23 protein-coding genes and 1 CRISPR repeat array are annotated in these 23,212 nt (G+C 51.3%); of the genes, 22 read left to right on the forward strand and 1 reads right to left on the reverse strand.

The genetic code is table 11. The features are described 5' to 3' along the window. The first annotated feature begins 122 nt into the window (after window positions 1-122). The 18 genes from Q9291_RS14160 (at window position 123) to Q9291_RS10085 (ending at window position 16,712) form a co-directional block, all read left to right on the forward strand. Entirely contained in the window at window positions 123-260 is a 138-nt protein-coding gene (locus Q9291_RS14160; protein ID WP_370530756.1) for a hypothetical protein, read from the forward strand. 35 nt (window positions 261-295) lie between these two features. Then, on the forward strand, window positions 296-574 hold the full coding sequence (locus Q9291_RS10005; protein ID WP_306389905.1) for a type II toxin-antitoxin system RelB/DinJ family antitoxin: 279 nt from the start codon (window positions 296-298) through the stop codon (window positions 572-574). Then, on the forward strand, window positions 546-875 hold the full coding sequence (locus Q9291_RS10010; RefSeq protein WP_306389906.1) for a type II toxin-antitoxin system YafQ family toxin: 330 nt from the start codon (window positions 546-548) through the stop codon (window positions 873-875). Before Q9291_RS10005 ends, Q9291_RS10010 begins: the two co-directional genes overlap by 29 nt. Before the next feature lie 85 nt (window positions 876-960). Next, window positions 961-1,590 carry a CRISPR-associated protein Cas4 gene (gene cas4 / locus Q9291_RS10015; RefSeq protein ID WP_306389907.1) on the forward strand — a complete coding sequence of 210 codons (630 nt, stop codon included), beginning with the start codon at window positions 961-963 and terminating at the stop codon, window positions 1,588-1,590. After that, window positions 1,587-2,603 carry a type I-C CRISPR-associated endonuclease Cas1c gene (gene cas1c, locus Q9291_RS10020; protein WP_306389909.1) on the forward strand — a complete coding sequence of 339 codons (1,017 nt, stop codon included), beginning with the start codon at window positions 1,587-1,589 and terminating at the stop codon, window positions 2,601-2,603. Before cas4 ends, cas1c begins: the two co-directional genes overlap by 4 nt. A gap of 3 nt (window positions 2,604-2,606) precedes the next feature. Then, window positions 2,607-2,900 carry a CRISPR-associated endonuclease Cas2 gene (gene cas2 / locus Q9291_RS10025; RefSeq protein ID WP_306389910.1) on the forward strand — a complete coding sequence of 98 codons (294 nt, stop codon included), beginning with the start codon at window positions 2,607-2,609 and terminating at the stop codon, window positions 2,898-2,900. A gap of 173 nt (window positions 2,901-3,073) precedes the next feature. Then, window positions 3,074-5,757: direct repeats of the CRISPR family, unit length 32 nt; unit sequence GTCGCGCCCCGCGTGGGCGCGTGGATTGAAAC. A 262-nt stretch (window positions 5,758-6,019) separates the two neighbouring features. Beyond that, window positions 6,020-7,174: a nucleotidyltransferase family protein gene (locus Q9291_RS10030; protein ID WP_306389911.1), complete on the forward strand. Its 1,155-nt coding sequence runs from the start codon at window positions 6,020-6,022 to the stop codon at window positions 7,172-7,174. Between the two features lie 114 nt (window positions 7,175-7,288). Next, entirely contained in the window at window positions 7,289-7,711 is a 423-nt protein-coding gene (gene gspG / locus Q9291_RS10035) for a type II secretion system major pseudopilin GspG (protein ID WP_306389912.1), read from the forward strand. Window positions 7,712-7,717: 6 nt separating this feature from the next. Next, a complete protein-coding gene (locus tag Q9291_RS10040; RefSeq protein ID WP_306389913.1) occupies window positions 7,718-8,890 on the forward strand; it encodes a type II secretion system F family protein in 1,173 nt (390 codons plus the stop codon). Between the two features lie 38 nt (window positions 8,891-8,928). Further along, window positions 8,929-10,596 (forward strand): GspE/PulE family protein, encoded by a 1,668-nt coding sequence (locus tag Q9291_RS10045; protein ID WP_306389914.1) that lies wholly within the window; start codon window positions 8,929-8,931, stop codon window positions 10,594-10,596. Next, window positions 10,577-11,401, forward strand: a complete 825-nt coding sequence (locus tag Q9291_RS10050; protein ID WP_306389915.1) for a hypothetical protein — start codon at window positions 10,577-10,579, stop codon at window positions 11,399-11,401. The genes Q9291_RS10045 and Q9291_RS10050 overlap by 20 nt, the downstream gene beginning before the upstream one ends. Continuing rightward, the gene (locus tag Q9291_RS10055; RefSeq protein ID WP_306389916.1) at window positions 11,391-11,960 is read left to right on the forward strand and encodes a hypothetical protein; all 570 of its coding nucleotides are present in this window, start codon (window positions 11,391-11,393) and stop codon (window positions 11,958-11,960) included. The genes Q9291_RS10050 and Q9291_RS10055 overlap by 11 nt, the downstream gene beginning before the upstream one ends. Further along, the gene (locus Q9291_RS10060; protein ID WP_306389917.1) at window positions 11,957-12,580 is read left to right on the forward strand and encodes a hypothetical protein; all 624 of its coding nucleotides are present in this window, start codon (window positions 11,957-11,959) and stop codon (window positions 12,578-12,580) included. The genes Q9291_RS10055 and Q9291_RS10060 overlap by 4 nt, the downstream gene beginning before the upstream one ends. After that, entirely contained in the window at window positions 12,567-13,205 is a 639-nt protein-coding gene (locus tag Q9291_RS10065; protein ID WP_306389918.1) for a hypothetical protein, read from the forward strand. The genes Q9291_RS10060 and Q9291_RS10065 overlap by 14 nt, the downstream gene beginning before the upstream one ends. Before the next feature lie 86 nt (window positions 13,206-13,291). Next, entirely contained in the window at window positions 13,292-15,289 is a 1,998-nt protein-coding gene (locus Q9291_RS10070; protein ID WP_306390080.1) for a secretin GspD/PilQ domain-containing protein, read from the forward strand. After that, a complete protein-coding gene (locus Q9291_RS10075; RefSeq protein ID WP_306389919.1) occupies window positions 15,289-15,807 on the forward strand; it encodes a type II secretion system protein in 519 nt (172 codons plus the stop codon). The genes Q9291_RS10070 and Q9291_RS10075 overlap by 1 nt, the downstream gene beginning before the upstream one ends. Next, window positions 15,794-16,204 carry a type II secretion system protein gene (locus Q9291_RS10080; protein WP_306389920.1) on the forward strand — a complete coding sequence of 137 codons (411 nt, stop codon included), beginning with the start codon at window positions 15,794-15,796 and terminating at the stop codon, window positions 16,202-16,204. The genes Q9291_RS10075 and Q9291_RS10080 overlap by 14 nt, the downstream gene beginning before the upstream one ends. Further along, a complete protein-coding gene (locus Q9291_RS10085; protein WP_306389921.1) occupies window positions 16,191-16,712 on the forward strand; it encodes a type II secretion system protein in 522 nt (173 codons plus the stop codon). Before Q9291_RS10080 ends, Q9291_RS10085 begins: the two co-directional genes overlap by 14 nt. Here Q9291_RS10085 and Q9291_RS10090 read toward each other — a convergent pair. Next, window positions 16,709-17,374, reverse strand: coding sequence for a lytic transglycosylase domain-containing protein (locus tag Q9291_RS10090; RefSeq protein ID WP_306389922.1), 666 nt, complete (start codon window positions 17,372-17,374; stop codon window positions 16,709-16,711). The two genes, Q9291_RS10085 and Q9291_RS10090, sit on opposite strands and share 4 nt — an antisense overlap. 413 nt (window positions 17,375-17,787) lie before the next feature. On the opposite strand from Q9291_RS10090, the gene epsA reads away from it, so the two are divergent. From epsA to Q9291_RS10110, 4 genes are all read left to right on the forward strand, one after another. After that, window positions 17,788-18,621, forward strand: a complete 834-nt coding sequence (gene epsA, locus Q9291_RS10095; protein ID WP_306389923.1) for an XrtB/PEP-CTERM-associated transcriptional regulator EpsA — start codon at window positions 17,788-17,790, stop codon at window positions 18,619-18,621. Window positions 18,622-18,895: 274 nt separating this feature from the next. Then, complete coding sequence (locus Q9291_RS10100; protein ID WP_306389924.1) at window positions 18,896-19,702, forward strand: PEP-CTERM sorting domain-containing protein; 807 nt, start codon at window positions 18,896-18,898, stop codon at window positions 19,700-19,702. Window positions 19,703-19,789: 87 nt separating this feature from the next. Then, the gene (locus Q9291_RS10105) at window positions 19,790-21,241 is read left to right on the forward strand and encodes a hypothetical protein (RefSeq protein ID WP_306389925.1); all 1,452 of its coding nucleotides are present in this window, start codon (window positions 19,790-19,792) and stop codon (window positions 21,239-21,241) included. Between the two features lie 317 nt (window positions 21,242-21,558). Then, window positions 21,559-23,199 (forward strand): ShlB/FhaC/HecB family hemolysin secretion/activation protein, encoded by a 1,641-nt coding sequence (locus Q9291_RS10110; RefSeq protein WP_306389926.1) that lies wholly within the window; start codon window positions 21,559-21,561, stop codon window positions 23,197-23,199. Window positions 23,200-23,212: the final 13 nt, after the last annotated feature.

Below are 23,212 nucleotides of genomic sequence, written 5' to 3' on the forward strand. Positions count from 1 at the left end.
TGCGTGGGTTCTTCGGGTACGTTTCATTGCTTTCTTTCTCTGCTTTCTGCCGCCTATCGGCTGCAAGGTTAAGCAAGAATATCACTTAAAACACTGTCCAGTTTTCCGGGTCCACCTCTCCTATCACGGATGAGCAAGCGTATTTGCTTGAGCAGAGGCTTGCTGCTTACGGTAACAATCCGCATTTGGGGCAATCATGGGATGAAGTGGTTACGAGTATTAAAAAGCCACAAAGCAACTTGATTTACAATACCATTTGAGATACATTGTATCTCAAATTTAAGGAGATATTCATATGTCATCGACTAGCATGGTTCATGTCAGAGTGGACGAAAAAATCAAGTTGGAAGCAACCGAGACATTGGCATCAATGGGGCTTTCTGTTTCAGATGCGGTGCGTGTGTTTTTGACCAGAGTAGTGGTCGAAAAACAACTACCTTTCCCTTTAAAGGTGCCTAATCCTGAAACACACGCAGCCATGATGGAGGCGGATGCAATTGCCAGTGGGCATAAAGCACGTTTTGCAAATGCTGATGAGTTGATGAATGACCTCGAAAAAAACAGCGGCAAGTAAACGTACCAGGCTTCCGCGTCTATCAGACTATACAAAGTCGTTTCTCAAAGACTGGGAGCGCTTATCTCATTCTGGTCGATATGATATGACGCGCCTCAAAGAGGCCATGACGCTGTTAATTGCTAATGATGCACCGCTTAGCCCGGAATGGTTAGACCACCCGTTGGGTGGCGAGTGGGAGGGGCATAGAGAGTGTCATATTGGCGGTGATTTTTTGCTGGCTTATAAACTGCATCATTTAGGCAAAGTTGAACAGGTGATATTTGTGCGTGCTGGCTCGCATGCGGATTTGTTTGAGTAACGCAAAGATGTCACATACTGTTTGATTGAGCATTCGCTTTTAAATATTCAAGCACCTTATTCAATAAATACACAGGATTACATGCGTGGACAACGTCGAGACCATTGCCATTTCTGCCCTGCAACATGTGGCATTTTGTCCGCGGCAGTTTGCATTGATTCACGTGGAGCAAGCCTGGGAAGATAACTTTTTTACTGCGCATGGGCAGGTGTTGCATGAGCGGGTGGATGGCGGTGCACCTGAGCAGCGCGGTAATACGCGATACGAGCGTTCTGTGGCGGTATATTCTCAACACTTGGGTTTGTCTGGCAAGCTGGATTTGCTTGAGATAGAGGGTAAGGCGGAGAAGCGTTATTTTCCGGTGGAGTATAAGCGCGGTAAATCTAAAACCGAGGATTGGGACAGGATACAGCTTTGTGCACAGGCCTTGTGTCTGGAGGAAATGCGTGGAATAAGCATAGACGAAGGTGCGCTGTGGTATTGGCAGGAGCGCAAGCGTGAGCGGGTTGCGTTAGATGCCGGATTGCGGGCGCTGACCATGCAGGCGATTGCCGAGGCCAGAGATATTTTGACCCGAGGCATCACCCCGCCGCCAACGCCGCATAAAAGCCGTTGCAAGGCATGCTCTCTGGTTGAAGTGTGCATGCCCGATGTGCTGCGCAAAGACCATACAGCGGGGTATATCCAACAATTATTTGATTCGGCCAACCCATGAAAAAACTGCTGAACACCTTGTATATCACGCGGCAAGAAACCTACCTGCACAAAGAGCGCGAGACTATTGTGATTAAGCAGGGGGATGAAAAGCTGGGCCAGTTTCCCGCGTTGACCATAGGCAATATTCTGTGTTTTGGCCTGGTGACAGTGTCGCCACCGTTGATGGGTTATTGTGGTGAGCAAGGCATAGGCTTGAGTTTTTATACTGAGTATGGCCGCTTTTTGGCGCGTGTACAGGGCAAGCAGACTGGCAATGTTTTGCTGCGCCGTACCCAGTATCGCGTGGCAGACGATGCTGTAAAAGCCAACCAGATTGCCAAGGTGATGGTAGCAGCAAAAATTGCCAATGCCCGCAGCGTGTTGATGCGCGATGTACGCAATCATGGTGAAAACCCGGCGATGACTGAAGTCATCCGTCGTTTGGCTGACAGCCTCAAACGCTGTGAGCAAAGCGAAACCGTGGCGCAAACCATGGGCATAGAAGGCGAGGCCGGGGCGAGTTATTTTTCGGTTTTTAACGACCTGCTACACGATGGTGAGTTTAAATTTGAAGGCCGCATACGCCGCCCGCCTACAGACCCGGTCAACGCTTTGCTCTCTTTTACCTATTCACTGATTACGCAAGAGTGCGTATCTGCCCTAATGGGCGTTGGGCTAGACCCCTATGTGGGATTTTTACATCAGGATAGGCCAGGCAGAGCCAGTCTGGCGCTCGATTTATTGGAAGAGTTTAGAGCGCCCTGGGCTGACCGCTTTGTATTAACGCTGTTTAACCGCAAGCAATTACAAAAAGCGGATTTTATTTATGAAGCCAGCGGTGCCGTAAAACTGACGGATGACGCACGTAAAAAAGTCTTGGTTGCTTTTCAGGAGCGTAAACAAGAAGAGATCATGCATCCCTATCTAGAAGAAAAAGTCCCATATGGTTTGCTGCCACATTGTCAGGCGCAGCTATTGGCCAGACACCTGCGCGGCGATACTGCATTTTATCCACCCTACCTGATTAAATAGCCTATGCTGGTGCTGATCACCTACGACGTGAGTGTGCTGACCAAAGCCGGACAAAAGCGCCTGCGAAATATTGCCAAAACCTGTTTGGATTATGGCATGCGTGTGCAAAACTCCGTGTTTGAATGCGAGGTCGCACCAGACCAATGGGTGAATCTTAAGCAGACATTGTTGGAAATTTATGACCCAAAAGAAGACAGTCTGCGCTTTTACATGCTAGGTGCCAAAGGCAGACAAAAGGTCGAGCATTTTGGCATCAAACAAACACCAGACAGCCTGCGTGACCCCCTGATACTATAACCGCTAACATCACGTACTCATCAAAACCCTATCCGGTTATCGCTCCTTAACAATCTGAATTTAAAAGCAATTATTTTGTTATTTTAATAAAAGCTATAAAATAGCTTTGCGAGCGCACGATTAGCGCCTGTACAGGTGCAACGCCTGAATACAAGCGCTAAAAGTCATTCGCAGTCGCGCCCCGCGTGGGCGCGTGGATTGAAACCTGATAGGGATACACGGTAACCATCACACGTAATGTCGCGCCCCGCGTGGGCGCGTGGATTGAAACGATTCCCGGAGGTGGCTGACAAATTAAATAAATCTGGTCGCGCCCCGCGTGGGCGCGTGGATTGAAACAAGTACGCAATTACCACATACAATTAACTTGCGAACGTCGCGCCCCGCGTGGGCGCGTGGATTGAAACAAGACAGGCGCTTCGCAACTATCTCAGGCGCTATGGTCGCGCCCCGCGTGGGCGCGTGGATTGAAACCTGAAAATTGTCAAGAATGAAGCATTTATCATCGGTCGCGCCCCGCGTGGGCGCGTGGATTGAAACTTCTGTTGCTGAAAACGATACATACATCCAACGAAGTCGCGCCCCGCGTGGGCGCGTGGATTGAAACTCCAATGGCAACGAAATATTCTCCCATCGTTAAAAGTCGCGCCCCGCGTGGGCGCGTGGATTGAAACCCTAGGCATAAACAATTAATCGTTTACAGGTCTGGTCGCGCCCCGCGTGGGCGCGTGGATTGAAACCCAGTGGTCGCTGAATTAGAGGATAACTTGAAGGTCGCGCCCCGCGTGGGCGCGTGGATTGAAACAAAGATAAGTGGCTAGATATGTATGGTGATGGTTGTCGCGCCCCGCGTGGGCGCGTGGATTGAAACTATCATTTTAAGCCGCTCTCTGTTTGCTAAAGCTAGTCGCGCCCCGCGTGGGCGCGTGGATTGAAACAGTTTTGAGATGGGCTCTGAGCAGCTCACGAATCGTCGCGCCCCGCGTGGGCGCGTGGATTGAAACGTTAGGCTTCAGGCCAGCAATACCGCCTGAGTGAGTCGCGCCCCGCGTGGGCGCGTGGATTGAAACGCCGTAAATGGCCACAAACTTATCGCGCTGTTTTGTCGCGCCCCGCGTGGGCGCGTGGATTGAAACAAAGTGACTGCAGGCGGTGATGTCACTGTTGTGAGTCGCGCCCCGCGTGGGCGCGTGGATTGAAACTGCAGAATATGCCGCCCGGGCGAAAGCGCTGCGTGTCGCGCCCCGCGTGGGCGCGTGGATTGAAACACCAAGGTTGGCACGAAATCACAACCAACCGTGCGTCGCGCCCCGCGTGGGCGCGTGGATTGAAACAGCGCAAGCCGTGTATATTAATGCCGCCTGTGCGGTCGCGCCCCGCGTGGGCGCGTGGATTGAAACCCAGTCGTAAGAATAATATTTGAGACCACATCAAGTCGCGCCCCGCGTGGGCGCGTGGATTGAAACGTGACAGGCACGTTCTTTTTAGAACTGATGCTGTGTCGCGCCCCGCGTGGGCGCGTGGATTGAAACAAACGAGGTGGTGATGAGTTGGCCACACCAAATGGTCGCGCCCCGCGTGGGCGCGTGGATTGAAACACCTTATCTCGGTGCGGATGCCAACTTGTTGATTGTCGCGCCCCGCGTGGGCGCGTGGATTGAAACCAAAAAATTGCCGTTAACCAAACCGGCTTTGTAAGTCGCGCCCCGCGTGGGCGCGTGGATTGAAACCGGTGACTTATGACCAGGTGCGCAATTATCTCAAGTCGCGCCCCGCGTGGGCGCGTGGATTGAAACAAGGTTGCGCCAAGCTGATCGCCATTAAATCTTGAGTCGCGCCCCGCGTGGGCGCGTGGATTGAAACATCGAATGCTTGCCTTTTCCGGACACAGATTTAAGGTCGCGCCCCGCGTGGGCGCGTGGATTGAAACACAGATCCACAGACAAGTGATCCGGTGCCTGTACGTCGCGCCCCGCGTGGGCGCGTGGATTGAAACTGATGTTTTCTTGGCGTTAGCTGCTTTACAATCAGTCGCGCCCCGCGTGGGCGCGTGGATTGAAACTCTTGCACCCAGGCAATCAACGTCGGATGCTGGCGTCGCGCCCCGCGTGGGCGCGTGGATTGAAACATGTCGTCAGGTTCACCGTCTTTTGCACCATGTTCGTCGCGCCCCGCGTGGGCGCGTGGATTGAAACAGAGATAGCCAAACTCAAGCGAGAGGCACTGCAAGTCGCGCCCCGCGTGGGCGCGTGGATTGAAACAGCGAAGCATCAGGCCATCGGAATGCTTTAAATGGTCGCGCCCCGCGTGGGCGCGTGGATTGAAACAGTACAACGTCGGTGTCCGGCACGGTCGCAACCTGTCGCGCCCCGCGTGGGCGCGTGGATTGAAACACGTAAAAGTCGCCACGGTCTTTAATTGAACCGCGTCGCGCCCCGCGTGGGCGCGTGGATTGAAACCAAGATTAATGCGCTCTTGGTTCATGCCGTTAAAGGTCGCGCCCCGCGTGGGCGCGTGGATTGAAACATACGCCCGGCGGAATCTGCGCATTCCATCGGTGGTCGCGCCCCGCGTGGGCGCGTGGATTGAAACAAAATCTGTACGCTTCACATCCATAGTGTTGGTGGTCGCGCCCCGCGTGGGCGCGTGGATTGAAACTCCCCAAGTGACTTACGCAGCGCTGGCCGCCGTGTCGCGCCCCGCGTGGGCGCGTGGATTGAAACGTGACCTTGAAGTGCATCCAGCTGGCCTGTACCGAGTCGCGCCCCGCGTGGGCGCGTGGATTGAAACTATGCAGTTGATCCGGCCGATACAGGTGGCGCTGAGTCGCGCCCCGCGTGGGCGCGTGGATTGAAACTAATAATTCACACATAATCGTTTACTCCTTTTTGTTGCCCCAGCGCAGTTTGAAGTTAATGCCCCTAGGTAGTCACCAACCATATAATCAACTAAAAAATTACCTACTTTTTTCAGTTAGAAGGCTTTTGGCAGTTCTAATCCCTCGACATCTTGCTGACATATTTCCGCTTTAAGCTTCGTTCCTGTTTTTAATCTTCAGTTTCATTGTCTGGTGATCTTTTGCCTGGCATTGATCCGTAACATTGTGAGGAACAGGTTGTATGAAGGCGATGATACTGGCTGCAGGTAAAGGCACGCGCGTGCGTCCGCTGACTTACGAGTTACCCAAGCCTATGATTCCTGTGATGGGCAAGCCGGTGATGGCTTATCTGATCGAGCATCTGGCGCAGTATGGGGTGGTCGATATTATGGTGAACGTGAGTTACCTGCACGAGAAAATTCAGGATTATTTTGAGGACGGTCACCGTTTTGGCGTGAACATCGGTTATTCCTTTGAGGGCGATATCAGTCACGGCAAGATTGTGCCTAATCCTGTTGGCTCGGCGGGCGGCATGCGCAAGATTCAGGATTTCAGCGGGTTTTTTGATGACACGACGATTGTACTGTGTGGCGATGCGGTGATTGACCTGGACCTGGATAAAGCTCTGGCCGAGCATAAGCAAAAGGGCGCGTTGGTGAGTTTGATTACCATGGAAGTGCCACTGGATAAGGTTTCCGGCTATGGCATTGTGGTGACGGATGACGACGGGAAAATTGTTTCATTTCAGGAAAAGCCCGCCGAACATGAGGCCCGGTCGAATTGGGCCAGTACCGGCATTTATATTTTTGAGCCTGCCGCGCTGGACTTGATTCCTTCTGGGAGCACCTTTGATATTGGCTCGGATTTGTTTCCGCTGCTGGTGGCGCGTGGATTGCCTTTTTATGCCATTAAACAGCCGTTTAACTGGATAGATATTGGCGTGGTCAGCGATTACTGGCGGGTGATGCAGCAGATGATGCAGGGGCAGGTGGCTTCGATGCCGATGCCGGGCACGCAGATTCGGCCTGGGGTATGGGTGGGGTTGAATGTGCGCATTGACTGGGAAAACACCGATATTGTCGGGCCGGTGTATATTGGCTCTGGCTCGAGGATTGACCATTCCACCAAGATTGTAGGCCCCAGCTGGATTAGTCATGGCTGCCATTTGCAGCGGGGGAGTGAGGTCATTCGCAGTATTTTGTTTGATTACACGCGGGTAGGCCAGGATTATCGTATCGAAGAACGTATCGTCTGCGGTGAATATTGCGTGGATAGGGCGGGCCGCATGCTGCATGTGGATGATGAACATTGCGATGTGATCTGGACAGATGCACGTGAGCAGGTGGTGTATCCGGCCAACTATGTGGATAAGGGTGTGGTGGTATTGCCCGGTTGACGCCGTGCCAGTGGCAGAGGCTCTGGCGGATTGTGACACAAGGTCATATTTCTGAAACCTGTTTGTCATCTCGGCTGCTTAGAATTGTCATCAAATTTTCATGGAGTGTTTGCGATGCCGCGTTGTGCTGTCAGGGTTAATGCCGGATTTACTTTGCTTGAGCTGTTGGTAGTGATGGTGATTATCGGCTTGCTGGCGGGCTATGTCGGACCAAAATACTTTCAGCAGATTGGCAAGTCTGAAGTAAAAACTGCCAAAGCGCAGATTGCTGCACTGGAGCAAACACTGGATCAGTACCGGATTGATACAGGACATTATCCAGGCACTGAGCTGGGCTTGAATGCGCTGATGAATAATGTAGCCAATGAACAAAACTGGGGCGGGCCTTACCTGAAAAAAGGCGTGCCGAATGACCCGTGGGGGCATCCTTATCAGTACCGCATGCCTGGACAGCACGGCGAATACGACCTGTTCAGTCTGGGTAAAGACGGGCAGGTCGGCGGCAGTGATGAGTCGCAGGATATCACCAGCTGGTAACAGGCGATGCACTATCAGGCAAAGGTATTGAACGGGTCGGCGTTGAGCGTCATTGAGCTGCAAGCCGATGACGAGCAGGAGGCTTACGCCCAGCTCAAGGCAAAAGGATTGACGCCTGTTTCTTTACAGGCACAGCACGCCAGCAAACGCCGCACACGCGAAAAATTTCCGCTGGCCCTGTTTAGTCAGGAACTTCTGGCGCTGCTGGATTCCGGGCTGAATCTGGTGGAGGCCATCGAGGCGCTTTCTTTAAGGCAAGACCATACACGCGGTGTGTTGCAAAGTATCTTACTGTCCCTGCAACAGGGCAAGTCTTTTTCTGCAGCGCTCGAGCGCCAGCCAGAAGTGTTTCCAGTGCTATATATCGCCACGGTCAAAGCCGCCGAGCGCACCGGCGATCTGGCCAATGCGCTGACCCGCTATATTGCCTACGATACTCAAATCTCGCTGTTAAAAAAGAAGATTGTCAGTGCCTCTATTTATCCGGTGGTGCTGATGGGTGTGGGTGGCCTGGTGATTTTGTTTCTGATGGGGTTTGTCGTGCCCAAATTCAGCAGTGTGTATGAGGGTGCAGGGGGCGATTTGCCCTGGATGTCACAAATGATGTTGCGCTGGGGCACGCTGATTGCCGAGCATGGCGAGCAGATGCTGATAGTCCTGCTGTGTGTATTGGTGGGCTTGGGTTTTTTACTGCGACAACCTGCCTTGCGACAACTGGTGATGCGTGCCATCTGGCGTATTCCGGCTATTGGCGAAAAGTTACATATGTATCAACTGGCCCGTTTTTATCGCACATTGGGCATGCTGCTCAGTGGCGGCACCCCGATTATGCTGGCACTGACCTCAGTGGCTGGATTACTCGATGGCAGTTTATCCGCCAGCTTGCAGCAGGCGCAAGGCCTGATCAGCCAGGGCCAGCCCTTGTCACATGCATTTCAGGTATCGGGCATGACGACGCCGATTGGTGAGCGCATGTTGCTGGTGGGCGAGCGTGGTGGCAATGTGGCGCACATGATGGACAGGATTGCCGGTTTTTATGATGAAGAGCTGGCGCGCTGGATAGACTGGTTTACCAAGCTGTTTGAACCTTTGCTGATGCTGTTTATCGGGCTGGTGATCGGTATTGTCGTCTTGCTGTTATATATGCCGATTTTTGAATTGGCGGGGCAAATCCAATGAGTCAGAGTCCAATAAGCCAGACTCCAACAAACCAGCCTATGGCACTGCATGTCAAGCTGCTGGCCGATGCGCAGGTGCAGGCGCAGCAACAGCAGCGCCGCCCTATCGAAGTACTCGAAGACATGCTGGCGCTGGAACCAGATGCCATGGTGGCTGCACTGGCCAGTCTGCTGAATTACCAGCAGGCGACCATGCGCGACCTGCGCGCGTGGCAAGTGGCCTTTGAGGTGATTACTTACAATCAGGCACAGCAAAAAGAATGTTTGGCGTTTTATGATGAAGCGCAGTCGCTGGTGCTGGTGTTTGCGGACCCCTTCAATCGGCAGTTGCCCCTGTGGGTGCAACATGCAGTAACACAGCCTTTTCAGTGGCGACTGGCGCATAGGCTGGATATCAACGCCTATCTGGCGGGTGAAGAAGAAACCATGCGCGCCATGGATGGGGTCGGCCTGCCAGAGGCGGGCGCACAGGATGGCGACGAAGAGCCGGTCACCCAGCTTTCACTCAAGTCCATCCATGAAGATGCCAACCCGATTATCAAACTGATTAACTCTACCTTATATGACGCCTTGAAAACCGGCGCCAGCGACATTCATCTGGAATCGCATCCCGGTGGGTTGGCCGTCAAATACCGGATTGACGGGGTGATGGCCAGCATTGCCAACAGCCCGGGACTGGACAGCGCCGAACAGGCGATTTCACGCATTAAAGTCATGGCGCAACTGGATATTGCTGAACGTCGCATTCCGCAGGATGGGCGCTTTAAAGTCAACACCATGGGGCGTCTGGTGGATTTTCGGGTATCGATTATGCCGAGTGCTTTTGGCGAGGATGCGGTACTCAGGGTGCTGGACAGAAAAGCCCTGACCGAGCAGGCGCAAGGCTTGAGTCTGAAAGCGCTGGGCTTTGATGCCGAAGTGATTGCCAAATTCAGAAAGCTGGCCAGCGAGCCCTATGGCATGGTACTGGTGACCGGCCCCACCGGCAGCGGTAAAACCACCTCGCTGTATGCTGCCATTTCTGAAGTGAATACCGGTTTCGATAAAATCATCACCATCGAAGATCCTGTCGAATATCAATTGCCCGGCGTGTTGCAGATTCCGGTCAATGAGAAAAAAGGCCTGACCTTTGCCCGCGGTTTGCGCTCGATTCTGCGCCACGATCCGGACAAAATCATGGTGGGTGAAATCCGCGATGGTGAAACCGCACAAATTGCGGTGCAGGCGGCCTTGACCGGGCATCTGGTGTTTTCAACGGTGCATGCCAACAGCGTGCTCGATGTGATTGGCCGCTTTATGCATATGGGTGTGGACCCTTACCATTTTGTGTCGGCGGTGAACGGCATTATTGCCCAGCGGCTGGTGCGTGCGCTCTGCCCGCACTGCGCCGAGCCTTTTACGCCGGATGCTGCATTGCTCGAAGACTCCGGCATCACCGCTGAGCAAGGGCAGGCCATGACTTTTTTACATGCCAAGGGTTGCGGGCACTGTCGCGGCACGGGTTACAAGGGGCGCAAAGCGGTGGCCGAAATGCTGGTGCTCAATGATGAGTTGCGTGAAATGATTATTGCGCGCGAGCCCATCCGCAAATTAAAAGAAGCCGCTGCCAGAAACGGCATGCGTACCATCCGTGAGGCGGCCATCAGTGCGGTGGCTGAAGGCATGACCAGTTTGCAGGAGATCAACCGTGTCACCTTTGTGGCCTAGCACTATCCGCGTACTGGTTCTCGCTGACAGGATACTCGCCGAATATCTGTCTGGTGGGCCGCGTCCACACCGTCAGGTTGTGCAGCAAGCATTTTCTGGCACCGAGCCGCAATATTTTCAGGTTGCCATGCTGTCCTTGCTATCACAATTGCCGGCCAGCCGCTGGCAGCGCATTGCCGTGTATCTGGCTGACCGACATGTACATATGATGGTGTTGCCCGAGCCGCCAATGGCTTTGAGCGCTGCTGATAAAGAGGCTTATGCGCTTGCGATGCTGGCACAAACCTATGGCGAAGAAGCGCGCCAATGGCCCTTCCGCATGCAGGATCACCGTCTGCCATCGCCTGCTCTACTCACCGCGATCCCGCTGCTGGGGCAGCATACGCGTTCGGCAGCGCAGGCAATGACGCTATTCGGTCAGCCCAGGTGGCTGCAGCACACCATACAACCCTATGTCGGTGCATTATTAACGCACAGCCGGCTGCCGGAGGAGGGCTCTGTCGTGATTGCCGAGCAAGGTCTGGTTAGGCTGTTGCATGTCAAGCATCGGCGTGTCTTGCATGCTGCACATTGGTCTGGCGATGTGCAGGATAGTGCATCTATTGCGGATTGGTTGATGCGCGAGCGCACCTTGCTGGCGAGCGAGGATAGCCCTTGCTGCTGGTTGGCTGAAACTACGCACCGGCGCGCGCAGCAGGCCGGACAGGCTTTGTCCACACGTCTGCAAGGCATACAGCGCCTGCAATGGCTGTCGCCTGTACGGGCGGTCACTGGTTTGTGGCAGGAGGTGGCACATGTGGCGTAATTCCTTATTCGCATTCGAGTTCGCGCAGCCGCCTTTTGCCTGGCGACGGCTAACGGCCATTGGACTGTTATTGCTGATGCTGGCCTGTTTCTCGCTGGCATGTGTATGGCAAGTGCAGGCCACCCGCGAGCATGCTGTGAACACGTTGCAACAGCAAGTGGCGCAATTAATGCAGCAACAGTCAGCTACACAGGGCCGACACCCGATATTGGCCAAACATACAGAGGCCAAACAACAAAAGGCCAGTTTGACCGAGGCGCAAAAACAGGAAGCCAGAAAAATGGCAAGTTTGTTAACCATCCGCTGGTTTGATTTGTTGCAGGTGCTTGAAGCACGGCAAACCCGGCAAGTTTCCTTGTTGCAACTGGTGCCTGATGCTGGTCGAGGCTATTTTGTACTGACAGGCGAAGCTGAAAATTATCAGACCCTGTTGCAGTATGTTGGCAGCTTGCAGCAAGCCGCGGCATTGCGCGAGGTGCACTTGCAAAAACATCAGGTAAATGAAGCGCATCCGCAACGCCCGGTCGTATTTGAAGTACAGGGGGGCTGGCAGCCATGAATCCTCTGCAAACTGCCTTGGGGTCACAGTGGATATGGTGGGTACGCCGTGTCAGTCATGTGGTGGGGTGGGTGCCATTGGTGGCGCTGATGTTATGCCTGATCGTCGGTTTCAACCTTGCGCAGCAAACAGCCGCTTACCGCCTGCAGGCGTTCCATTTGCAGCAGCAACGCCAGCAATTGACTCGCCAGTTGGAACAAAAAGACGCTATAGCAGCCCCCCCGCAAACCGGGGAGCCAGAGGCTGCAGACCTGCCAGTCAGTGAAGAGGCGCAGATGGCTTTGCTACTTGCACAGATGCCAGCGGTCAACGAGTTATCTGCCCGCATGTTGCAGATTGCTGCATTGGCACACAAGCACCATATTCCGCTCAATGTTGGTGATTATCAATGGCAGCCAGCCACTACCTACAAGGCCAGCCACATTCAGCAGTTTGACATGCGCTTTATGATTCAGACTGACTATCTTACTTGTCGACGTTTTGTTGCAGATATACTGCAGCGCTACCCGTCTATGGCGCTTTCAGGCTTGGAGTTACGCAAAAACGACACGCTACAACCAACCATTGAAGCCACCTTGACATTCTCGGTATTAATGAGAGACCTCGATGCAACCCGCTAAAGCCATCAGTCCATCCATTACGCAATCCGCCAGTCAAGGCTGGTGGTTGTGGGGGGGGCTGCTCGTCACATTGGGGCTGGTCTATTGGGTTAGCCAGATACCGGATGATGCGCCGGAAGCAGACGATATTGTCATGCGTCGCCCGGCCAGCGACAGTCAGGCCACTACTGAAAGTGTGAAGGCGACAGGCGCTGAACCATCCGCAGCTGTGCCAGCGTCGCCAGTGACCAAGACCGGGTTTGTCTGGCAACGTCCTGCGATTGCGCCCAAAACCCGCCATGCCTTATTTGCGGCCCATGAGTGGTTGCCACCGCCGGTAAAAGCTGCGCCGCCACCGCCGCCAGTCGCCCCACCGGTGCCCTTTGCGTATATAGGCAGTATGGAAGAGATGCCTGAAGGCCACACAGTGATACTGATGCAGCAAAAGAAACTGTTGATGCCGAGGATGGGCACGCAGGTGACGCCGCAGTGGCGCCTTGACCGTGAAGATGCGCAGTCTGTGTATTTTACTTACCTTCCTCTGAATCAGCCCAAGTTGTTGAGCAAAACTGGCAAGCTTGTCGTTTCGCGTACACAGACAACCGACCCCTACGAAAGTAACGCATCAGAAATGGCCAATCAATGATCAAAAATATAGCCATCACATCCTTTTTATGGCCTCGCCCCTGGATTTATTCGACGATTTGTTCGGCATGGATACGATCCAATGCAATGGCCTTGTCTACCTTGCTAATGCTGTCTGCTTGCAGTAGCTACCCTTGGCAGAAAACACCAGAATTGTCGCCCGAGGGTAAAGTGCACATGCTGGCCAAAGAGGTGGCCGAGCATCCTGGTGATGTGGCATTACGCAACCGCTGGTATCGTGAACGTGAAAATACCATTAATGATTTGTCGCGTGATGCCGAGGCTGCTGATGCACGCGGAGACATTGCTGTTGCCAAAGAGATTTATGCCCGGATTTTGACACTGGATCCAAATAATCGTAAAGCGGCCGATTACGGTAATCTCAATATGCGTGAACAAGCCCTGAATAAGCAGATAGAAAATGCCAAACGACAACTTGATCAACCCAAACAAGCGCAGAAAATAGTACGTGATGTTCTACTGGAACGTCCTGCCAATGCCGAGGCCAAGGCACTTGAAAGCAAACTGGTCGGCATGGATACGCGAGCCCGTACCGCCCTGCCGCAATTGAAAAGCAACATGAGCAAGCCGGTTTCGCTTGAGTTGCGTGACGCCAATTTGAAAGTGGTGTTTGAAGCGCTGTCACGTGCGACCGGCATCAACTTCGTTTTGGATAAAGATATCAAACCCGAAAGCAAGGCCTCGGTATTTGTGAAGAAAATGCCAGTGGAAGATGCCATTGACATGGTGCTTGCCAGCAATGGCATGCAAAAGAAAGTGCTGTCACCCAACAGTGTGCTGGTGTACCCGGCCACACAACAAAAAAACAAAGACTATCAGGATCTGCTGATCCGCAATTTCTATTTCTCCAATACCACAGCCAAGCAGTGTGCCGATATGTTGCGTACTATCCTCAAAATTAAAGACATTTATGTGGATGAGCGTCTGAACATGCTGGTCATACGTGATCGTCCGGAAGTGCTGATTCTGGCTGAAAAAATGATCAGAGCACAAGACTTGGCCGACCCTGAAGTGATGCTTGAAATTGAGGTGCTTGAAATCACTCGCAACAAGTTGCAACAATTGGGGATCACTTATCCCACGAGTTTAACCGTGCTTAACAGTCCGTTGACACTGGAGACTATTCAGGCAATCAAGTCCAGTACTATCGGGGTGAGCCCGGCGCCAGGTGTGCAATTTAAAACCACGGACAGTGATTTGAATTTATTGTCCAACCCTCGCATTCGGGTCAAAAACAATGAAAAAGCCAAGGTTGTGGTGGGCAACAAAGTACCCGTGATTACCACCAATACCACCGCCAATGTTGGCACCTCTGAAAGTGTTTCGTATATTGATGTTGGCCTGAAACTGGATGTGGAACCCAAGATTATGCTGGATGACTTTATCAGTATTAAAGTCAGTCTGGAGGTGAGTTCGCTCGGCGAAGCAATCACGCTGAGCAATAACTCCAAGGTATATAACATTGGCACCCGTAACGCCAGCACAGTATTACGCCTCAAACATGGTGAAACACAAATTCTGGCAGGCTTGATTCAGGATTCGGAGCGGAAAAACGCCAATAAAGTCCCCGGTTTGGGTGAGATCCCACTGTTGGGGCGTTTGTTTTCCAATAATTCGGATGAAAAAAACAAAACAGAAATTGTGTTAGCGATTACGCCTAAAATTATCAGCAACGTCAGTTTGCCCGAGGCGAGTTTCTCTGAATACTGGAGTGGGACCGATAGTGTGATCTCTGACAAGCCTATGTTAAACAACACGCCCGCGCCAGCGGCTCCGGCAAACCGCATGCAGGAAATACGTGATTTGCAATCGCAACGCAGGCGTGAGTTGAATAATGCAGCCGAAACACTGGAGCCTGCGGTGGTGGATCAGAACAGCACTGCTGATCCGGCATCCAGTGCACCGTCTGCCAATACGGACCCCCAGGCTTCACAAGCCACTTCTGACAACTCGGCCCCTGTGAATAACGAAATCGCATCACCCTCAGATACCCCTGCGACCAACGCCTTGGAAACAGAGCAATTGCCAGCGTCCAAACTGGTGGAGCCTGTGGTGATTCCATAATGCGGTTTTCGGTACAGGCCATGCAGATGAGGGCAGTCTCAAGTGGAGGGTTTACCCTGGTGGAAATCATGGTATCCCTGGCCATTATTGGGGTGATGGCGAGTGTGGCCATGCCCATGATACAAGTGACCATACAGCGACAAAAGGAGCAACAGCTCCGCGAACATCTGCGCGAAATTCGCCATGCCATTGATGCCTATAAAAAAGCGGCGGATGACGGGCGCATCAAGAAAAATACGGATGCGAGTGGTTACCCGCCAGACTTGCAGGTGCTGGTCGATGGCGTGGATGACATCAAGGATGTGAAACACAAGCGTCTGCGTTTTTTAAGACAGATTCCTTATGATCCGGTATTGCCAGCCAGCCAGCGTAAAAGCACCGGTGCTGGTGGCTCAGATTGGGGACTGCGCAGTTATGATAGCCCGCCAGATCAGCCTCGGTATAGTCAGGATGTGTATGACGTGTATTCACAAAGCCCGCAAGTCGGCTTGAATGGCGTGCCTTATGCGCAATGGTAATGTTTCTATCCTCGTGAAGCGCCCCTCTCGCCACCGGGGATTTACCCTGATGGAACTGCTGGTGGTGCTGTCTATTCTGGCCTTGCTGCTATCACTGGCGGTGCCGCGCTATTTTTCGAGTGTGCAGCGTGCCAAAGAGCAGGCCCTCAAGCAGCAACTCACCACCACGCGCAAAGCACTGGATGCGTATTATGCCGATCAGGGGCAATATCCCGACACTTTGCAAGATCTGGTCAGTAAGCATTATCTGGACAAAATGCCGTGGGATCCGATTGCAGAAAGCAATGAAACCTGGGTAATTAATCCGCCAGAATTGCCGCTCACCGGTGGTGTGTACAACTTGCACAGTGGTGCGGCAGACCAGGCCAAAGATGGCAGCAATTATGCGGACTGGTAGAGTGTGTGATTTGGCCGCGGCGGCTCACCGGCAGGACGGATTTTCGTATATTGGAGTATTGATTACGCTGGCGATTGCGGCGATTGGCATGACCGGGGCCACCATGCTGTGGCAACACCAGGCACAGCGGATCAATGAGGCCCTGCTGCTGGAAACCGGCGAAGCGTATCGCCTGGCGATTGGTCGTTATTACGAGGCCAGTCCTGGGCCGGTTAAACAATATCCACAAAGTCTGGATGTATTACTGGAGGATCGCCGGTTTCCGTTAGCCAAAAGGCATTTGCGCAGAATACTGCCGGATCCCTTTTATCCGCGTCGGCCAATAGGAGTGATTCAACGTGACGGCAGGATTGTGGGCGTATTCAGCCAGTCAGAACTGGCGCCGATTCGTAAAAGCGGGTATCAGGAGTTTCAGGAAAGCTTTAAAAACGCCAAACACTACAAGCAATGGCAGTTTATCTATGAACCGAATACGCTGACTACCCTCGAAGACAGCTTATTCAACTAATAGGTGATGGCTTGCTGCGCTGCCAGCTGTTGTTTGAATGCGTGATAATACGCCAGTACTTTAGGCACGTAGCGTCTGGTCTCGGCAAATGGAGGAATGCTGTCATGGTGTGTTTTGACTGCATTTGGCCCTGCGTTGTACGCAGCCAGTGCCAATTGCATATCTCCCTTAAACATGGCCAGCAATTGTTTTAAATAGTGGGCGCCCAGCATCACCTGTTGACTGGCTGACCACTGTTTGAGCGGGACGGTACTTAATCCACGTGCGGTGGCAGGAAGTACCTGCATCAGCCCATAGGCCCCTTTGGCTGAGACAGCTCGCGGGTTGTAACCAGACTCCACAGCAATCACCGCATGTATCAGTGCGGGCTCTATTTGCGTATCGCGCGCTGCTGCTGATACTTCTGGCTGGTAGGGAGGAGGGGATGATAAGCGCCAGCGCTTTAATGCCAGGCTTAATTGCGGTTGATCGCTGAGCATGCTTGCATCTTCCTGATGGTTGCTGATCAACACCTCTTCGCTATCTGTACTGTCCATCCACACCTGTTCGGTGAGCTGGATGATTTCCCCCGGATTGTCTGCATAGACTGGTTCGGCATGCGCTATCGTTATGCCTGTCAGCCATAAGCATGTAAATAAAGTGAGTGGAGTACAAGTCATCATCGTGAGCCAGCTTGACATAAAACTGTGACAGTTTGATGAGTGCTTGCGCGAACCTATTGAAATCGTGCTAGAGGCTGCTGTGCGTGCATAGCCCGTAGGGCACCTCTAATCATTCAACTTCCGTCGCGATACTGTGTTGCTCATAAAAAATTTCTCCTTACATCTCCACTATATGCGGCGACTAAATTTTTTAATCGCGCCTCGTCTGGCTTAGCAATTTAAATTATCAGAGGCGCCCTGTAGTCATAAAAAAATATGTTTTTTACCTCTGCGGCACAGCCTGATTACAGGCTGTTTAGCGGGCTGAAATGATCCATTGTCATCAATCCATCAAACAAATGACATCTGGCAATCATTTTTATGTCACATATATTGCGCACACTTGCCGCAAATTATATGAATGTGGCAAACACATGACGACCATCCTATCGACTCCGCAAGATCAGATTGACCCATGGGAACTGACGCTTAGCGAAGAGCAGCGTCTGGTATTTATGGAGGTGATTGAAGAATCCCTGCGCCTGCATCATCGCTCGCATTTCTTTAACTGGCTGCAGCGCGGCTTTCAATATCTGCTGGCGCATGAGGTGGTGATCGTCGGCGTGCGCGGTGTTGAACGTGCCAGTTACGATTACGAGTATCTCACCTCCAGCCGCTATTTTGCCGACGCGCAATTTGATGCCGTATTGCATGAAGAACATGGTGTCGTCAGTCAAGCCTTTCAAAAGTGGACCAGATTAGGCGTGCCGGTATTTTGTAACAACCAGGTGCCAGAACTGGATAAAACTAATTTCAGTGTGACGCATGCGGATGAGGGCTTACTACAGGCTTCAGAGCTCAAAAGCTTTGTGGTGCATGGCTTTGGTGATGAGCACAGCCGTATTGCGACCCTTGTCATGTTTGGCCGTTTAAATTCTCCGGCCAATGCCTTGACTGCCCACCTGCTTGAGTTGTTAATGCCCCATTTGCATTGTGCGATTGTTAAAGTCACTGCCAATAAATGTCCCTCTGTGCTGGCGACCACTGCCCGCAATGGCCGTGTCAAGCCGCTGAGCAAGCGAGAACTCGAAGTGCTGGAGTGGCTGCAAGCCGGTAAGACCAATTGGGAAATTGGCAATATCATGCAAGTCAGTCCGCTCACGATTAAAAATCATGTACAAAACATACTGCGTAAACTCGACGTAGAAAACCGCAGTCAGGCCGCCAGCAAGGCCCTTAAACTGGGCTTGATCACCCGCAAGCAATAATCCCGCGCCACATCTGCTGCATACAGACTAGTCCGATATGACTAGTCCCCACTCAAATCCCGTCACATTCACTGTTTACACTTAAAAGCTAGAAAACTTTTTAAGTGGCACCGCGCTGTCTAGTCTCATCAGACTACGCAAAAAAATAATGATGTCACGCTGAGGCCGCAATATTCTCGTGGTAATGCGTTTCAAAGAATTTCTCGGCATTCGTTGAGTTTGCTCTTTCATTTTTGGTAATTAATCTTTTGGTAATAAATTCTAGGAGAAGTATATGAAATTTCAATTGAAAGCTTTGACAGCAGCATTGGTGTTGTCGGCAGCCTCTTTGTCAGCGCAAGCGGCAATGGATACTGCAACCTCCACTGGTAACGGTAGTTTTGTACTGTCTATGTGGAATCAGGCCAGCGGTACTTCAGCAACCTTTGATCTTGGCTTTAACTACAATTCATTCAGTGATTTGGTCAACCAAGGCACTTTTAACCTGGCAGCAGGTGACTATGCTGATGCATGGAGTACTTTCACTTCATTGAGCACATCTGGCACTACAAAGTGGGCTATTTTTGCGGGTGATAACCTTGGTACTGCAAGAACTGTTGGTTCACGCGGTTACTACACCACAGCAAACAGCCTGGATGGTATGTCACAGCTTAGCTCAACGGCTGCGGTTTCAAATGTGTTAGCTGGCTTTGATGTGTATGTTGATGCCAACAATAACATTAGTACTGGTAATCACAGTTCAGTTGCTAATGGTGCTAGCACTGCAGCATTAACTGCTGCTGCTGGTGCTGGTAGCGGCCTTGCTTACGGTAGTGGCAAAGCTGGTGGTGCAGGTCCATCTGCCGGTGCTGAACTGGATAGCAGCTTGCAAATGTTGCAGATTTTAACGCAAGGTACTGCAGCACCTACCGCTAATTTTATGGCAGATGCCGGTGGTACTAACTACACATTCAAATTGTCATCAAGTGGTTTGCTTTCAGTGATCTCTGTAACAACACCAGTGCCAGAAGCAGATAGCTACGCGATGTTGCTGGCTGGCTTAGGCTTGATGGGCTTGGTTGCTCGTCGTCGCAAAGCTTAATCATTAATAATCATTACATTAAGCCATGAATAACGGCCAGCGCTGAAGCTGGTCGCCAATCAAACTTTATAATTTAAGGAAGCGAACATGTTAAAACTTAACAAATTGGCCATTGTATTAGCAGCCACATTTTCTGCAACCACTGCTTTTGCAGCTCCAGTGACTCCAACAGATATCCAAAATGCATCCACTTTAAATCAAGCTTGGATTACAGGTGCATCTGCTCCGACTTTGAACGTGTTTTTAGGCTTTGCGGCTGGTTGTGAAGCCAACACATTGGCTATGTTTCACGGTGGTACTGCAGACGTTGCAAATCCAGGAGCCAGTAATACTGGTAACGCATTTGCCTATGCTTGCAAGCGTGGCGGCGTAGTTTCTGTGTTGTACCACACCAACCAGGGCGGTTCATTTAATGCTTATGCACCTCATGTGCCAAATAACGTAGCTGGTACTGGTTTTGGTGTAACAACTAACCTGAATCGTTTGGCAAATGTGGCCAAAGCTAGCTGTTCAAATGTGGGGTCTATTACTTCACTTACCCCAGTTACACCAACTCAACCTGAAAACCCAGTGCCAAACCAACCAGCTGTTCCAGTTTACAAATGCTCAAACGCTGTGATTAATGGTTTTACAGCAACAGACAACACACCTAAAAAACCAGCTGGTGGTTTCTCCGATGTTGAAGCCGCATTGTTTGGTGTAGATGCCTCTTCTTATGGTACTGAGCTTGATGCTGGTGTAACCCAGGTATTCGGTGTGATGGCCTCCCAGCCGCTATATCGCGCGATGCAGGTTGCACAACGTATCTATGCTTCCGAAGCTGATGCAATTGCTGCTGATCCAAGCTTTTTGCCACAGAATGCACCATCAATCAGCAAGGAACAGTATGCTTCATTGGCCTCTGATCCGCTGGCAACATGGGCGCCATTGGGTGTGGATGATTCCAAAGAAGTGATTATTGCGCGTCGCGTAAATACTTCAGGAACACAAGGTTCTTCCAACGCATTTTTTATGGGCAACCCATGTTTGGGTAACCCAAGCACAAGTTCTGTACTTTTCCCAACAACTGCCGCGGATAGTGATCCAGGTTTTTACAATGTGGTTGAAGGTGGGGAAACTGCAGAGGTACGTACTGCTATTTCAAACGCGTCAACAGCAGGTAAGTTTGCAATTGGTGTGGTGTCTCTTGAAAACACAGATGCTGCAGGCAGACGTTATTTGAAAGTTGAAGGTGTACATCCAGCAGCCGGTCCTAATAATACGACAGATGACAAGGCTCGTTACACATCAGCACAAGGGCAATACCCATTCCAGATTGAATTGAAAGCGTTTGTTGCTAATGATGCCAAAGGCACTTTTGGTGAAACAGCTATCAACCAAATCATCAGTGGTGTTTCATCCGTGCAATGTAATATTGTGCCACGTGGTCTGGTATTGAACTCTGCTTCAAGTGCTTGTTCTTCTGCTAACTCAGGCATACACATTACCAGAACTACTCGCAATGGTAATAACTGCCGTCCATTGACATGGAAATTCTAATGAAAGATGTAGTGTAGCCAAAAGCTATATAACTCTTGTTAAAAGCACACCTTACCAGGTGTGCTTTTTTTTGCTAATTCAAATTGATGTGCATATAAGCAATTTATTGTTTGTTTTCCAGAAGCCAAATGCTTGATGTTGTTGCAATTTAGGTTAATGAAAGTGAAATGCGCTGTAAGCTTTACTCGCAATGACCCACTCGGGCTACTTAAATCATCTGGCGGACTAGTCCTTATTTCATCTTTGTGACACGTTACGCTTACAAAATGACAGCCTTGTAATGCGCTGTCCTGCACAGTATTGGGGTCTGAAAGGTGATGCAATTGTTTCTTCGTGTGATGTGTGTGGTGTGTTTGCTGTTTTCCTGGCGGGTTCAAGCGGAAGGGTCTGCCCCGCAAGCATCTGAACAGCTGAATGCATGGGGGACAGATAGCCAACACATTGCACCGGCTGAAGTCGCTGTTGAAAAGTCAGAAGGCTTTGATATTTTTGAATATGTGGTTAATGGCAACAGCGTGCTGACCGTTAGCCAGGTCGAAAAAGCAGTTTATCCCTATCTTGGTGAAAATCGTTCAATTGACGATGTGGAAAAAGCCCGCAGTGCACTTGAAAAAACCTTTCATGACGAAGGCTATTTGACCGTGTTTGTGAATATTCCTGAGCAGGAAGTCAACGGCGGCGTGGTCAAGCTGGATGTACTTGAAGGCAAGGTTGAAAAGCTCAGTGTGCTTGGCTCAAGGTATTATTCGCTGGGTAAAATTAAACAGAACGTGACCGAGTTTAAAGAGGGTCATGTGCCACATTTCCCCACTGTGCAAAAGCAGATTGCTTCGGTGAATACTAATCAGGATCGTGTGGTTGCGCCGGTGTTGCGGCCTGGTAAGTCCCCTGGCATGGTGGAGGTGGATTTGAAGGTGGACGACAAGTTCCCCTTGCATGCCAGTATGGAGTACAACGACCGTTACACTCCGAACACCACCAAAACCCGGTTGTCCGGCAACTTGCGTTACGACAACCTGTGGCAAAGCGATCACAGTATTGGACTGGGTTTTCAGGTAACCCCTGAAGATCAAAGTGAAGTCAAAGTGTTTTCCGCGACCTATGTCATTCCCTATGCAGGCGATTACTGGGCTATGTACGGTGTGGTTTCTAACAGTGATATCAGTGCGGTTGGTGATGTGAATGTATTGGGTAACGGTAATATTTATGGTTTGCGTTACATCCACCCGATGCCTAGCCCTATCAAAGGCTTTAACCATAACCTGACCCTGGGGGTGGATTACAAGGACTTTAAAGAAACAACTTCTTTATTGGGCTCAGATAGCTTTAATACGCCAATTACTTACCTGCCATTTTTGATTGGGTATACAGGCAATTTGGCGACTGCCGCCAGTACCACCAAGCTCGACCTGAATTTTATTTTTTCGACTAAAAGTTTTGTCAACAGTGATGAAGAGTTTGATAAAAAGCGCGCATTTGCACGCCAAAATTTTTCTTACCTGCGTGGTCAACTTGAACATACCCATACCTTACCTTACCAATGGCAAGCCTATGGCTCGATTGGCGGGCAAGCCACCGGCGATCTGCTGATTTCTAACGAGCAGTATTTCCTGGGCGGGCTGGATACCGTCAGGGGGTATCTGGAAGCCAGTGCGCTGGGTGATCAAGGGGTAAACGCCACTCTGGAACTGAGAACACCGCCTTTGCAAAAGTATCTGGTGGATGGGTTTAATGATGTGCGGCTGCTGGCTTTTTATGACTACGGCTATGCAAAGGTGACGGATCCAGGGGCATCCCAGATCGCGCGTTTTGTGTTGGCTTCATATGGCGTGGGTTTAGATATCAAAGCCGCCCATGGCCTGTTTGCCCGGCTGGATTTTGCGCAAGCCTTGCGTCCGGTCGGCACGGTGGATAGAAACGATACGCGCTTGCATTTTAAAGTGGGTTTTGACTGGTAATCGTCAAAACAAT

The sequence above is a fragment of the Methylophilus aquaticus genome (assembly GCF_030769565.1).
GTDB classification, from domain to species: domain Bacteria; phylum Pseudomonadota; class Gammaproteobacteria; order Burkholderiales; family Methylophilaceae; genus Methylophilus; species Methylophilus aquaticus.